The sequence below is a fragment of the Streptosporangium minutum genome (assembly GCF_002149035.1).
Lineage (GTDB): Bacteria > Actinomycetota > Actinomycetes > Streptosporangiales > Streptosporangiaceae > Streptosporangium > Streptosporangium minutum.
The window spans coordinates 16,572-29,379 of the sequence record NZ_NGFP01000112.1 but is presented as its reverse complement, the minus strand read 5'-3'; the positions used below and the strand labels follow the sequence as shown (position 1 = coordinate 29,379).

Below are 12,808 nucleotides of genomic sequence, written 5' to 3'. Positions count from 1 at the left end.
GGGGGATCGGGGGCGTTCCGGCGTTCCCGTGAGCTTGGCGGCTGGGGCGAGGCGCCGATGTGGATCAAATGATGTTATCGCTATCATCCATTTGCGAGGAGAGGATTGATCAATCCCCTCGTTCTCGCAGATAGAGTGGTTATGATGGCGGTAAGCCTCGTCACGACGTGCATCCGATCTGTTAGCGCAAACAGTCGGATACCCTAGGAACAACTTCGATGAGGCGGGCAGGTTGACCCAGCAGGTATCTGGAGAGGCGTTCCCCGAACGCACGAGGGCCACCGTTATGGAAGACGTCGCGGAGCGGGCGGGCGTCTCGGCGATGACCGTCTCCCGCGTGCTCAACACCCCTGAGAAGGTGCGCCCGGACACCCGGGCCCGCGTTCTCGACGCGGTGCGCGAGCTGAGCTACCGGCCCAACTCCGCCGCCCGCTCGCTGGTGACCGGCCGTTCCGGGGTGCTCGGCGTGGTCAGCTTCGACACCACCCTGTACGGCCCCGCCTCGACGCTCCACGGCATCGAACAGGCCGCCCGGTCGGAGGACTACCTGGTCACGACAGTGAGCGTGAGCGCACTGAGCAGGCGATCCATCGGCGAGGCCGTGGACCGGCTCCGCTTCCAGTCCGTCGACGGCGTCGTCATCGTGGCCCCCCACGAGTCGGCCGCCGACGGATTGCGCCACCTGCCGCCCGACCTTCCCGCGGTGGTGGTCGGCGCGAGCGACGACCTGCCGGTCCCCGTCGCCGCGGTGGATCAGGTCACCGGCGCCGTACGGGCCACCAAGCACCTGCTCAGCCTGGGGCACAGGACCGTCTGGCACGTATCGGGGCCGCAGGACTGGATCGACGCCAGCGGGCGCATCGCGGGCTGGCGCTCGGTGCTGGAGGCGGAGGGGCGTGAGATCCCCGAGCCGCTGCTCGGCGACTGGAGCGCCCGTTCGGGCTTCGAGCACGGCAAGCGCCTGGCCCGCGACCCCGAGGTCACCGCGGTCTTCGTGGCCAACGACCACATGGCCACCGGGATGTTGCGGGCGCTCCGCGAGGCGGGGCGCCAGGTGCCCCAGGACGTCAGCGTCGTCGGTTTCGACGACGTCCCCGAGGCCGCCTACCTCTGGCCGCCGCTGAGCACGGTCCGGCAGAACTTCGCGGAGGTCGGCCGCCTGTCCTTCCAGCTGCTTCTCGACCGGATCGACGGCAGGGCCGGCGCGCCGCACCGGATGATCGAGCCCGAGCTCGTCGTGCGAGAGAGCACGGCCGCCCGCCTGCCCGGCTGACCCGCCCGGTCCGCTCGGTCCGCCCGCCGACGGTCCGCCCGCCGACGGTCCGCCCGCCGGCGGTGCGGTCACCGGTGGCGCCGGACGGTTCCGCCGGCCGTGCCCGTGCTTCTCTCCACGAGCGGCGCGAGGGCGCCGCTCGCCGCTTCGTGGCATGGGTTTCCGTTGAAACTCGCCGGCCTTTCAGCGGGGGAGGCCGGTGTTACGGTTCGATCATGAGCAGCACCGCAACGCCCGAGCCCGGGGCTCGGGGCCGTACGCGCCGCGCCATCCTGAGCGTGGCCGCCTCAGTGCTCGCCCGTGACCGCACCGCGACGCTCGCGGACATCGCCGAGGCCGCGGGCGTCGGCCGTACGACTCTGGACGGCTACTTCCCCGACCGCGAGGAGCTCGTCAGAGCGGTGGTCGAAGACTCCTTCGAAGCGGTCGACCGGTCGCTGAACGGGGCGGCGCTCGACCAGGGCCCACCGCTGGAGGCCATGCGCAGGCTCGTCGCGGCACTGGTGGACGTCGGTGACCGGCTGCGGTTCCTGTACGGCGATCCGCACGTCCCGCCGGGCTTCCAGGCGGGCGGCGGGACGGCCTTCACGGGCCGGCCGGTGATCGACCTCATCGAGCGGGGGCAGGCCGAGGGGGTGTTCGACCCGGAGGTCGGCGCCGCCTGGATCGAGCACACGCTGTGGGCTCTGGTGTACACCGGATGCGAGGAGGCCGCCAGGGGGAGGCGGCCGCGCCACGGCGTCGCCTCTGCCGTGTTCCGCACGCTGGAGAACGGCATCCATCTCCGGCGGCCGCCCGCTCTCCCGGCGTATCGACCACGGGCGTCGCCGGCAGTCGGGCCCGATCAATAGCGAAGACCCCGATGTGACGGAGGTGTCCGGGCTTCACACCGCACACGGAGGTCTTCGTGTCCCGCCGTAACGCCCGCCTGAGCGTCCACGGCAGACGACCGCTCATCGATCGGATCATGACCGGCCGATGCCGGGCGGGCGGTGCTGGAGTCCTGGCGGTCGCCGCACACCCGGTCCCGGCGGTGGGTCCGTCGAGTCCTGCGAGGTCACCCCGCTGATGTGGTCATGCCAGTCCGACCACAGGACTCAGATCCAGCCCTCCTCCCAGGCGCGGTGTGCGGCGGCGTGCCGGGAGCCGGCGCCGAGCTTGGCCATGGCCGCCGACAGGTAGTTCCGCACCGTGCCGGGGGCGAGATGGACCTGTGCCGCGATCTCGTTGATCGAGGCGCCCGTCCGTGACGCGCGCAGCACCTCCAGCTCCCGTTCGGACAGCGGGCAGTCGTCCTCCGACAGCGCGGAGGCGGCGATGTCCGGGTCCACGTAGCGCCGGCCGGCGGCGACGTCGCGGATGATCTCGGCCAGCCGGGTGGCGGGCGTGGTCTTGGGCACGAACCCGCTCACCCCCGCGGCCAGGGCACGGCGCAGCACGCCGGGCCGGGCGTGTCGGGTGACGAGGACGATCCGGGTGGGCAGCTCAGAGCGGATCGCCTGCGCGGCGCGCAGCCCGTCGGCGGGCGGCATCTCCAGGTCGAGCACGGCGATGTCCGGCCGCCGCTCGCGTGCCAGCCGTACCGCGTCCGTGGTGGTGGCCGCCTCTGCGACGACGTCCAGGTCGTCCTCCAGCGCGAGCAGCGCCGCCAGGGCTCCTCTGATGAGGTCCTCGTCGTCGGCGATCAGCAACCGGATCACCGCGCGCCCGCCTCGGCCGGGTACGCCCGCGCATCGGCGGGCAGCGAGGCAACCACCTCGAACCGGTCACCGTCGCACCGCCAGTCCAGCGTGCCGGCGACCCGCTCCAGCCGCTCGGCCAGGGAGCGCAGCCCGGTGCCGGGGCCTGCCCCCGCCCGGGGCCGCTCGGCGTCACCGTCACCACCGGCTCCCAGCCGAACACGGCCACCCATGACACCCCCGTCCCCGGCTCCCGGCCGGGCAGGGCCGGCCATGGCAGTCCCGTCATCGGCTCCCGGCCGGGCAGGGCCGGCCAGGACACTCCCGTCGTCGGTCTCCAGCCGGGCACGACCGTCCTCGACGCCGTCGTTGCCGATCCGGAGCCGGGCACGACCGTCCTCGACGTCGTAGGCGATGTACGCCTGTCGGGCCCGGCTGTGGCGCAGCACGTTGGTGGTGGCCTCGCGCATCACCAGGCCCAGGATGTGGCGGGCGGGCTCCGGCAGCGTGCCCGCCCCGGTGGCCCGGCCATGGTCCACGGCCGTGTCGATGTCGGCGGCGGCCAGCACCTTCGCGGCGTTGGCGATCTCGTCCTCCAAGGTCGTGCGCCGGTATCCCTGCACCACGGCACGGGTGTCGCGGAGTGCGTCGGCCGCCAGCCGCCGCACCTCCCGCATCTCCGCGGCGGCCCGGCCGGGGGCGGCCTCGGCGAGCCTCTCGGCCAGCTCGCTCTTGAGCGCGATCACCTGCAGGTGGTGTCCCTGGATGTCGTGCAGGTCGGCGGCGAACCGCAGCCGCTCGTTCTTGACCGCCAGCTCGGCGGCCAGGTACCGCGCCAGGTCCAGTCGGTCGGCGACGTCCCAGGCCCACAGCATGCCCAGTGCCATCCAGGCGACGGAGGCGACCATGCCGGCCGGGAAGGCCCCCGCGAGCAGCCACTCGGTGTCCCCTGAGGCGAGGGCCACGGACCCGCCGAGCGCCGCCGCGGCGACCACCGCGCCGGCGATGAGGGTACGGCGGTGCGCCGGCCGCAGGAAAGTCGCCGTGATCGACACCATCACCGCCGGGGCCGTCGCCCACAGCCCGTCATCGCGCAGGGCGAGTGGGACCGCGCCCAACACGGCCGCCGCCAGGCCCCCCGCCGCCAGCCAGCCCACCGGCGGCCCGCCGGCCCGTTCACGCGCACCCGAGGCGCCGGTCCGGTCCTGGGCGTCGCCGGGTAATCGCGGCAGCCGGCGGCCGAGCAGCACGACGACGGCCACGACCAGCACGGCCAGGGCCAGGCCGGTTGCGCCCCTGACCCAGGGGGCCGCGCCCTCGTCCATGGCCCAGGGCCTGACGAGGAGCACCAGGGAGACCGTGATGCTCCCGGCGAGGCTCCACCACGTGTAGCGGCGGAAACCGCTCAGTCCCGTCCCGCGCTCGCTCGACCCGTCACGCACGCGGCCATTGTCCCCCGCGTCGCAGGGGGTATGGAGCGCCCCGATGACAAATGTCACGAGATTTCGTGACATGCCCATGCCGGGACGTGCCAGTTCGGCACTACTGGCGGATCCCGCTCTCCCGCAGTCTGGGTCTCGCACACCCCAACCCCCTACACCGGAGGAGCACGAGATGAGAGCGAGAGCCGCCCACGGCCACGGCTGGTGGCCCTTCTTCCGCCACTACCTGGAGATGATCGCGGCGATGTTCGTCGGCATGGCGGTGCTCGGCGCCGCCGTGCGCGCCGGCCTGGCGCTCACGGGCCTGGAGTTCCCGGCGCGACCGGAGGTGGCCGCCCTGGAGATGGCCGTCGACATGTCCGCCGGGATGATCGTCTGGATGCGCTACCGGGGCCACGGCTGGGCCGCGACGCTGGAGATGGTCGGGTCCATGATCGTCCCGGCCCTCGTGCTGTTCCCGATGCTGTGGACGGGCGTGATCCCGGGCGACGCGCTGCTCATGCTGGAGCACGTCGTGATGCTCCCGCTCATGCTTCTGGTGATGCTCCGCCGCCGCGACGAGTACGGAGGTCCCGCCCGTGTCTGAGGTCCCGCCTGTGTCTGAGGTCCCGCTCGTGTCTGAGGTCCCGCCGCGCCGCTCCCGCTGGAGGGTCGTGCTGCGGCGATGGCCGACCGCCCTGGCCGTCGGGCTGTTGGCGGCGACAGCCGGAGGCTCCTCGGCGGGTGGGGTCACCCCGCTCGCCGAGGTCCTGCTGCTGCTGCCCCTGCTCTACCTCGTGGTGGCCAAGATCCAGCGGCGGGAGGCGTCGTGGCCGGTGCTCCTGGTCCTCGTCGCCCTCTACCTGGTCCTGCGGATGCTGGACGTGGTCGCCGTACCGGCCGTGTTCGCCACCGTGGCGCTTGCCGTCATGGTGTGGGGCGCCGCCGCCGGTGACCTGCGCCGCTCGGGCGCGTTCCAGGTGCAGGCCCTGGGGATGATCGGGTTCGGGGCGCTGGTACTGACCGCGCTGGTGGTGGAACCCGACCTGGGCCGCTATCTGGTGGCGGCGGGCTGGTTCCTGCACGGCCTCTGGGACTTCGTCCACCTCAGGAGGGACACGGTCGTATCGCGCTCGTACGCGGAGTTGTGCGCCGTCCTCGACGTCCTCATCGCCGCGCAGCTCGTGTTCCTCGCATGAGCGGCGCGCACGGGTCCGGACGTCGCCGGGCAAGGGCGGGGACCTGGCCGCCGCCCGGCCCCGGAGCGCCCACCTGACCGGGCCCCGGAACGCATGGCATCACGCCGAGACGGAGGAGGTGGCGGAAAGATCCCCGGGAAGGGCTTGGCCGATGATGACCAGAATGCTAATTTGGTCATCAGTCATCAGTCATCAGTCATCAGCCACGCGGCGGCGGAGGAGACATTCCATGGCCGGACCCCGGCACACCGGCCAGGGCGCACGCGCCGACCGGATCCTCGACGCGGCCAAGGACCTGCTGCTGCGCTGGGGATACCGGCGGGTGACGATCGACGAGATCGCCAAACACGCCGGCGTCGGCAAGGGCACGGTGTACCTGCACTGGCGCACGCGCGAGCAGCTCTTCCTCGCGGTCGGCGCGCGGGAGGCGGTCGAGATGATCGAGGCGGTGCTGGCAGCGATGCGGGCCGACCCCACCCAGATCACGCTGCACAGGTACATGCGCCGGTTCTTCGTGGAGGCGATGCGGAGGCCCGTGCTGCGGGCCATCTTCACCAGGGATGACGAAACGCTGGGCAAATTCCTGTCCAGCCCCTCCAGGAGGCCGCTGGAGAGCGCCAAACTCGTCGCCTCCCGCGAATACCTGGGTGTGCTCATCGAGCACGGCCTGCTGCGCGCGGGCCTGCGCCCCGAGGACCTGGACTACTCGCTGCCGACCATCGTGTTCGGCTTCTTCGCCATCGAGCCGCTGCTGCCTCCGGGCACCGCGCTCGGGCTGGAGGACAAAGCCGATCACCTGGCCGACACCCTGCGCCGGACGTTCGAACCCGCGGCGCCGCCCTCCACGGCGGATCTCGCCACGGCCGCGGCGAAGGTGATCGAGATCTTCGAGCGGCTCGCCCGCGAGTACCGGGACGCGGCCCGCGGGATCACCGGCGAATGACCTCGTGAGCCGTCGCGTGGTCGGAGCGGACCCCGGCCACGCGACGGCTCACGGCCCATCACGGGAACGAGAGGTGACCCCGGCATGGATCACGATGTCAGCGGCCTGCATCACGTGGGCCACGTCGTCACGGACATGGGACAGGCACTCGGGCTGTACCGCCGGTTGGGCTTCACGCTGCCCCCGCCGTCGTGTCCCGCGCTGCCGGCGGTCGTGGGCGCGCCCGCCGAGCCGTTCGGCGCGGCGAACACCCACGTGTATTTCCCGCGTAACTTCATCGAGCTGGTGACCGTCGTCGGCGACGGCGCGACCGGGCGCGTTCCGGCCGACGCCCGTCTGGTCCCGCTCCGCGTTCCCGACGACAGGCTGCCTGGGCTCGTGGCGGCGGTCCGCGGCACCGCCGCGAATCTGGCCGCGTGCCTGCGGCGCTTCGAGGGCATGCACATCCTGATGTTCGACTCGCCCGACCTCGACGGCGCCGCCGTACGGCTGCGCGCGGACGGTGTCGGGCACGGCGGCGTGCACACCGTGCGGCGTCCGGTGGAGACCGCGGGCGGCACGCGGACGGAGCCCGTCCGCTATCTGGAGATCGACGGTCCCGGGCCGGGCATGGCGCGGGGCCGCGTGCCGGAGGGCAGGGTCGGGTTCGCCGGCGATCCGGCTCCCGAGGTGGCCGAAGCGCGGTGGCACATGGACCACCCCAATGGCGCGGTCGACCTTCTCGGGTGCGTCATGTGCGTCGAGGACGCGGAACTGCCCGAGGTCGAGCGACGCTACGAGAGGTATCTGGGCCGGCCGGCGCGGCGGGCCGGGCCCGTACGGGTGTTCGACCTCGAAGGCGCGGAGGTCGTCCTGGTCGCGGGGTCGGCCCTCGCCGGCCTGCTGCCGGGCGAGCGTGCTCCGGCGCTGCCCGCGTTCGTCGCCTACACGGTGGCGGTGCGTGACCTCGCCGCGACCGGGCGCCTCCTGCGCGAGACCGGGGTCCCGCTCGGAAGGACGGCCGCAGGAGAGATCTTCGTGCCGGCCCGCGCGGCGCTCGGCGTCGCGATCGTGTTCCGGCAGGAGAGCCGGGTTCCCTCGGCGGGCTCGTCCTCCGGTGAGACGGGGGGAGGGGCCGCCGTCGCAGGGACGGCCGGCCGGCCGGAGAGAAGGCCGTGACCATTCCCCGGGTATCGCGGAACGCCCTCCGGAGGAGTGACCGGGAAAGGGGCGTGGCGGCCGGAGGGGGCCCTACTTGCAGAGGACCATCTGCAGGGACCTCTATGCAGAGAGTCCTCTGCATCTGTACCCTGGCGGGCATGATCGACACCCCCGAGCCGGCGCCCGGGTCCGACAGGCCCATCCGTGTCATCGACGCCCGCGGCCTGCGCGGGCTGGCGCACCCGCTGCGCATGCGACTGCTGGACCTGCTGAAGCTCGACGGTCCGGCGACCTCCGCGGGGCTCTCCGAGCGCCTGGGGGAGAAGACCGGCACCGTCAGCTGGCACCTGCGCCATCTCGCCGAGCACGGCTTCATCGAGGAGGAGACCGGCCGCGGCACCCGGCGTGAGCGCTGGTGGCGGGTGGCCAGGAGCAGGACGGTCCTCAACACCGCCGACTTCCGCCAGGATCCCGACATCCGAGGCGCGCTCTCGCTCTACCTGAACGAGCTGGTGCGGCGGAACTTCAGTCGGGTCGCCGAGTCCGTCGGCGAGGAATGGGACGACCGCTGGCGCGGCGCGCGCGCCATCTCCGAATGGACCGAGATGCGGATGACGCCGGCCCAGCTCCACGCGCTGAACGAGGAGCTGACGGCCGTCGTCGAGCGCCACGTCCCGGCCCCGGACGCCGAGCCCGACCCGGAGGCGCTCCCCGTCATCGTGCAGATCCAGTCGTTTCCCCGGAAGGAACGTGGCGGCGAGTGAGCGGGGACACGCGCGGTGGCCTGCTGCGCCGTCACCGTGACTTCCGGCTGCTGTGGTGCGGTGAGGTCGCGGGCAAGTTCGGCGCCTCCGTCACCGGCGTGGCGATGCCACTGATCGCCGTCTCCACCCTGCACGCCGACACCTTCGAGGTCAGCCTCCTTTCCGCAGCCACCTGGCTGCCCTGGCTCCTCATCGCCCTGCCGGCCGGCGTCTGGGTGGACCGGCTGCGCCGCAGGCCGATCATGCTGGCCGCCGCCGCCGTCTCCCTCCTGCTGTTCGCCGGCGTCCCGGCCGCCGCCCGGGGCGGCTTTCTGAGCATCGGCCTGCTGCTGGCCGTCGCCCTGCTGGCGGGTACGGCGACGGTGTTCTTCCAGACCGCCTACAGCGCCTATCTCCCCTCCATCCTGGAGCCCGCCGACCAGCCCGAAGGCAACGCCAAGCTGCACGGAAGCGCCTCCGCCGCGCAGATCGCCGGGATCGGCTCCGGCGGTCTGATCGCACAGCTGGCCGGAGCGGTGAACGGGATGTTCGCCAACGCCGCGACGTTCCTGGTGTCCCTGCTGTGCCTGGCCGGCATCCGGCATCGCGAGCCGCGCCCCGCCAGGGCCGGACGCCCGCCCAGGGCGCTGGTCAAGGAGATCGGCGAAGGACTGCGACTGGTCGCCGGCGACCCGTGGTTCCGTACGCTGACGGCCTTCGGGGCCGCCTCCAACGTCGCCCTGGTCGGTTACCAGTCGATCCTGGTGGTCTTCCTGGTCCGTGACGTCGGCCTGGCCCCCGGAGCCGTCGGCGGTCTGATCGCGGCCGCGAGCACCGGAGGCGTCGCCGGGGCCTTCGCCGCCCGCCGGGTCGCCGCGAGGATCGGCACCGCCCGCGCGACGCTGCTGTTCGAGCTGGGGCTGGCCCTCTTCGCCGTGCTCATCCCGCTCACCTTCGCCGGTGCGGGGCTGCTGCTGTACGTCGCGGGCGGTTTCTGCGTCTCCGCCGGCGTGGTGGCCGGCAACGTCATCAAGGCGAGCTTCCAGCAGAGTTACTGCCCGCCCGGGCTGCTCGGCCGGCTCACCGCGAGCACCGCGTTCCTCAACTACGGGACCATCCCGCTCGGCGCGCTGCTCGGCGGAGCGCTGGGCACCGCTCTGGGGGTCCGCCCGGCGATGTGGATCATGACGGCGGGCGTCCCGCTGGCCGCGCTGATCCTGTGGTTCTCGCCGATCCGCCGATGCCGTGACCTGCCGGCATCGCCGGCCCCGGGCGTGCGACCGACCGGCGGCGACGAACCGGCCGCCGGGCCGGTGATGTCTTCCCCGCTCCCGTGAGCTTCATGGTTGACTTATATAAGTAATTACTGAAAAACTGTCGCTCACGTGTTCGACAACCCGCGCACGGCGGGAGGAGCAGGAGGAAACGTGATCAAAATCGCGGTGGCCAGTGTCTTCGTCGAAGATCAGAGCAAGGCTCTCGACTTCTACACCGGGGTCCTGGGTTTCGAGAAGCGGCAGGACATCCCGCTCGGGGGCGCCCGGTGGCTGACGGTGGCCTCGCCCGCCGGGCCGGACGGTGTGGAGCTGCTCCTCGAACCCAACGGCAACCCGATCGCCAAGACCTACCAGCAGGGGCTCTTCGAGGCCGGGATACCCGCCACGACGTTCGCCGTCGACGACATCCATGCCGAGTACGCCCGGATGACACGCCTGGGTGTGGTGTTCACCGGCGAACCGGTGCAGGCCGGGCCGGTGACCAGCGCCGTGTTCGACGACACCTGCGGCAACCTCATCGGCCTGCACCAGGTGGGCTGATCGTTCCGGGGCTCGCTGGGGTGTTTATCGCGGCCGGACCGGGTAGCCGGTCCGATGCCCGACCCCCTCACTAGCGAAAAGAGCCTCATGATGACGAGCGAGAACCTGTGGACCTACCGCTCCGGTGTCTCCGAGACGGACCAGGGGCTGAGCGTGATCGGTTTTGACGTGGAGGCCACCGACGGCAAGATCGGCACGGTGGACGAGGAGAGCAACGTGGTCGGCGACAGCTACATCGTCGTCGACACCGGCTTCTGGATCTTCGGTAAGAAGGTCGTGCTGCCGGCCGGTACCGTCACCCAGATTGATCCCCAGGCGCGCAAGGTCCACGTCGCGCGCACCAAGGAGGAGATCAAGGAGGCTCCGGAGTTCGACGAGTCGACCTACCGCGAGCCCGGTTACCGTGAGGAGATCGGCGGCTACTACGGCCGCTACCCCCTGAGCTGAGCGCGAGCCGGTGGAGGGGCCGTCCCGGTGAGGGGCGGCCCCTTTCCCGTCCCGGCGACCTCTTCTCCACCGCCGGTCGCCTCACGCGCCGACCAGCTGCGGCGGCAGGGGGCGGCAGTGCAGCACGTCCAGCCGGGAGACGGCGCGGGTGAGCACCACGTACAACCGGTTGAGGCCCCGCTCCCCGGCCCCGGCGATCTCCGCCGGCTCGGCCACCACCACGTGGTCGTACTCCAGGCCCTTGGCCATCGTCGCGGGCAGCACGGTCACCCGCGCGCCGCCGCCCGTCCCGCCGGCCTCGGCGATCGTGACGCCCGCGTTCCACAGTGCCGCCGCCAGCCTTTCCACGGCGGCGTCGGCGGCGACGACGGCGATCGAGCCGTCATGGCGCAGGGCGTCGCGCACCGCGGCGACGGTGGCCTGCGGCAGGTCGGACACCTTCTCGACGCGGAGCCGGCCGTCGGTGCGGAAGGAGCGCGTCGGCGGCACGTCCACCTCGAGCGCCCCGAGCAGGCGGTTGGCGAGCGCGACCACGTCCGCGGGCACGCGGAAACCCGTCGTCAACGCGATCACCCGGGCTTCCGGCTTGCCCAGGTGCGCCAGCCGTTCCCGCCAGTCACGAGCGGCCCACGGCGCCGTGCCCTGCGCCAGGTCCCCCAGCACGGTGATCGAGCCGTGCTCGCTCCTGCGGGCGACGGCCCGGCACTGCATCGCCGACAGGTCCTGGGCCTCGTCGACGATCACGTGACCGTAGCCACGCGGGCGTTCCAGCAGGCCGGCGACCTCGTCGATGAGCACGGTGTCGGCCGCCGACCACCTGGCGCTCTTGAACGTCCGCGGCGGCCTGGCCCATGTGATCGCCGCCTGCTCCCGCGGTGTCAGCGTCCCGTCCGCGGCGCGTGCGAGCGCGGCGGGGTCGCCGAGCAGCTCCGCGACGACCTCGTGCGGCCGTACGGCGGGCCACACCGAGTCCAGGAACGGTGTGACGGCCCTGCCCATCTTGCGTGTCCAGGCGGCGCCGGCGGTCTGCCCGCGCGCCTCCGCCTGCCGTCGCAGCACGGCCACGGTGCGGGAGAGCACGCGCTCGCGTCCGACGGCGTAGGGCGGAGCCTCGCGCCGGGTGTCGTCCACGATGCGGCGGAGATCCTCCTGTGACACGCGCCAGCGGTAGGAGCCGTCGGGGACGGTGAGCGGCTCGGCGGGCCTGCGCACCCGCCCGTAAAGGGCCCGGCGCAGCACGTCCGCCATGCGGGCGTCGTGCTTGACGGCCGCGGCGGCGTCGCTGTCCACCTGCTGGACCGGGGCGTGGGCCAGCAGCCGGTCCACGGTCGTCTGCTCGACGTCGACCTCGCCCAACGCGGGCAGCACCGCCGAGATGTAGCCGAGGAAGGCGTGGTTGGGGCCGAGGACCAGCACGCCCCCGCGTTCGAGCCGCTGCCGGTGGGCGTAGAGCAGGTAGGCGGCCCGGTGCAGGCCGACGGCGGTCTTGCCCGTCCCCGGGGCTCCCTGGACGCAGATCGACTCCTCCAGCCCGGCGCGGACCAGCTCGTCCTGGTCGGGCTGGATGGTGGCGACGATGTCCCGCATCGGGCCGACGCGGGGACGTTCGATCTCGGCGGTCACGATCCGGCTCGCGGCCCCCAGGTCCTCGCCGCGGTCGAGTCGTTCGTCCTCGAATCCGGTCAGCGTCCTGCCCGACCAGCCGAAGCGCCGGCGTACGGCGACGCCCTGGGGGTCGCGGGCGCCGGCCCGGTAGAACGCCCGGGAGACGGGGGCGCGCCAGTCGATCACCATCGGCTGCTGTCCCACGTCGCCGGAGACGTGCCGGCGGCCGATGTAGTAGCGCTGGGCGCGGTGGTCGCCGGCGGAGGGGCCCGAGCCGAAGTCGAGGCGGCCGAAGAACGGCGGGCCGCCGGGCTCCTCGTCCAGCTCCTTGGCGAGGCTTTTGAGGTGCCGTCCGAGCCGCTCGGCGCTGTAGCGGTCGCCCGCCACCTGCTCGCCGATGACCACGTTCAGGCGGGCGCCGTCGAGCATCCTGCGCAATGCCGTCTCGCAGCGTGCGAGGTAGGCCTTCTCGTCGTCCAGCAAGGTCATCCTCCACCACCGAATCTTAACTCGGTTAATTTATTAACCAGGTTAACAGCAT

The 12,808-nt window shown here is 72.4% G+C and carries 13 protein-coding genes; 10 read left to right on the top strand and 3 right to left on the bottom strand.

From position 1 onward, the window contains the following. Nucleotides 1-286 precede the first annotated feature (286 nt). Nucleotides 287-1,273 (top strand): LacI family DNA-binding transcriptional regulator, encoded by a 987-nt coding sequence (locus CA984_RS23485; RefSeq protein WP_086575728.1) that lies wholly within the window; start codon nucleotides 287-289, stop codon nucleotides 1,271-1,273. 215 nt (nucleotides 1,274-1,488) lie between these two features. Further along, entirely contained in the window at nucleotides 1,489-2,124 is a 636-nt protein-coding gene (locus CA984_RS23480; RefSeq protein ID WP_086575727.1) for a TetR/AcrR family transcriptional regulator, read from the top strand. A 246-nt stretch (nucleotides 2,125-2,370) separates the two neighbouring features. On the opposite strand, the gene CA984_RS23475 is transcribed toward CA984_RS23480, so the two are convergent. Then, nucleotides 2,371-2,973: a response regulator transcription factor gene (locus CA984_RS23475; protein WP_086575726.1), complete on the bottom strand. Its 603-nt coding sequence runs from the start codon at nucleotides 2,971-2,973 to the stop codon at nucleotides 2,371-2,373. Further along, entirely contained in the window at nucleotides 2,970-4,394 is a 1,425-nt protein-coding gene (locus CA984_RS23470; protein ID WP_086575725.1) for a sensor histidine kinase, read from the bottom strand. Before CA984_RS23470 ends, CA984_RS23475 begins: the two co-directional genes overlap by 4 nt. 172 nt (nucleotides 4,395-4,566) lie before the next feature. On the opposite strand from CA984_RS23470, the gene CA984_RS23465 reads away from it, so the two are divergent. The 8 genes from CA984_RS23465 (at nucleotide 4,567) to CA984_RS23430 (ending at nucleotide 10,662) form a co-directional block, all read left to right on the top strand. Continuing rightward, a complete protein-coding gene (locus CA984_RS23465) occupies nucleotides 4,567-4,980 on the top strand; it encodes a hypothetical protein (protein WP_086575724.1) in 414 nt (137 codons plus the stop codon). A 28-nt stretch (nucleotides 4,981-5,008) separates the two neighbouring features. Further along, a complete protein-coding gene (locus CA984_RS23460) occupies nucleotides 5,009-5,572 on the top strand; it encodes a hypothetical protein (protein ID WP_242676127.1) in 564 nt (187 codons plus the stop codon). A 229-nt stretch (nucleotides 5,573-5,801) separates the two neighbouring features. Continuing rightward, on the top strand, nucleotides 5,802-6,515 hold the full coding sequence (locus CA984_RS23455) for a TetR/AcrR family transcriptional regulator (RefSeq protein WP_086575722.1): 714 nt from the start codon (nucleotides 5,802-5,804) through the stop codon (nucleotides 6,513-6,515). An 84-nt stretch (nucleotides 6,516-6,599) separates the two neighbouring features. Next, the gene (locus CA984_RS23450; RefSeq protein ID WP_086575721.1) at nucleotides 6,600-7,673 is read left to right on the top strand and encodes a VOC family protein; all 1,074 of its coding nucleotides are present in this window, start codon (nucleotides 6,600-6,602) and stop codon (nucleotides 7,671-7,673) included. A 140-nt stretch (nucleotides 7,674-7,813) separates the two neighbouring features. Beyond that, nucleotides 7,814-8,419: a helix-turn-helix domain-containing protein gene (locus tag CA984_RS23445; protein WP_086575730.1), complete on the top strand. Its 606-nt coding sequence runs from the start codon at nucleotides 7,814-7,816 to the stop codon at nucleotides 8,417-8,419. Next, the gene (locus tag CA984_RS23440) at nucleotides 8,416-9,735 is read left to right on the top strand and encodes an MFS transporter (RefSeq protein ID WP_086575720.1); all 1,320 of its coding nucleotides are present in this window, start codon (nucleotides 8,416-8,418) and stop codon (nucleotides 9,733-9,735) included. The genes CA984_RS23445 and CA984_RS23440 overlap by 4 nt, the downstream gene beginning before the upstream one ends. 93 nt (nucleotides 9,736-9,828) lie before the next feature. Beyond that, the gene (locus CA984_RS23435; RefSeq protein WP_207621001.1) at nucleotides 9,829-10,215 is read left to right on the top strand and encodes a VOC family protein; all 387 of its coding nucleotides are present in this window, start codon (nucleotides 9,829-9,831) and stop codon (nucleotides 10,213-10,215) included. A gap of 87 nt (nucleotides 10,216-10,302) precedes the next feature. Then, nucleotides 10,303-10,662, top strand: coding sequence for a PRC-barrel domain-containing protein (locus CA984_RS23430; RefSeq protein ID WP_242676126.1), 360 nt, complete (start codon nucleotides 10,303-10,305; stop codon nucleotides 10,660-10,662). 81 nt (nucleotides 10,663-10,743) lie between these two features. Here the strand turns inward: CA984_RS23430 and CA984_RS23425 are convergent, their stop codons facing one another. Further along, complete coding sequence (locus tag CA984_RS23425) at nucleotides 10,744-12,756, bottom strand: HelD family protein (RefSeq protein ID WP_086575717.1); 2,013 nt, start codon at nucleotides 12,754-12,756, stop codon at nucleotides 10,744-10,746. Nucleotides 12,757-12,808: the final 52 nt, after the last annotated feature.

Excerpts from the sequence above, each read along its gene's own strand:
- CA984_RS23425 (WP_086575717.1), bottom strand. The coding sequence starts at position 12,756 with ATGACCTTGCTGGACGACGAGAAGGCCTACCTCGCACGCTGCGAGACG.
- CA984_RS23445 (WP_086575730.1), top strand. The coding sequence starts at position 7,814 with ATGATCGACACCCCCGAGCCGGCGCCCGGGTCCGACAGGCCCATCCGT.
- CA984_RS23455 (WP_086575722.1), top strand. The coding sequence starts at position 5,802 with ATGGCCGGACCCCGGCACACCGGCCAGGGCGCACGCGCCGACCGGATC.
- CA984_RS23480 (WP_086575727.1), top strand. The coding sequence starts at position 1,489 with ATGAGCAGCACCGCAACGCCCGAGCCCGGGGCTCGGGGCCGTACGCGC.
- CA984_RS23465 (WP_086575724.1), top strand. The coding sequence starts at position 4,567 with ATGAGAGCGAGAGCCGCCCACGGCCACGGCTGGTGGCCCTTCTTCCGC.
- CA984_RS23450 (WP_086575721.1), top strand. The coding sequence starts at position 6,600 with ATGGATCACGATGTCAGCGGCCTGCATCACGTGGGCCACGTCGTCACG.
- CA984_RS23430 (WP_242676126.1), top strand. The coding sequence starts at position 10,303 with ATGATGACGAGCGAGAACCTGTGGACCTACCGCTCCGGTGTCTCCGAG.
- CA984_RS23485 (WP_086575728.1), top strand. The coding sequence starts at position 287 with ATGGAAGACGTCGCGGAGCGGGCGGGCGTCTCGGCGATGACCGTCTCC.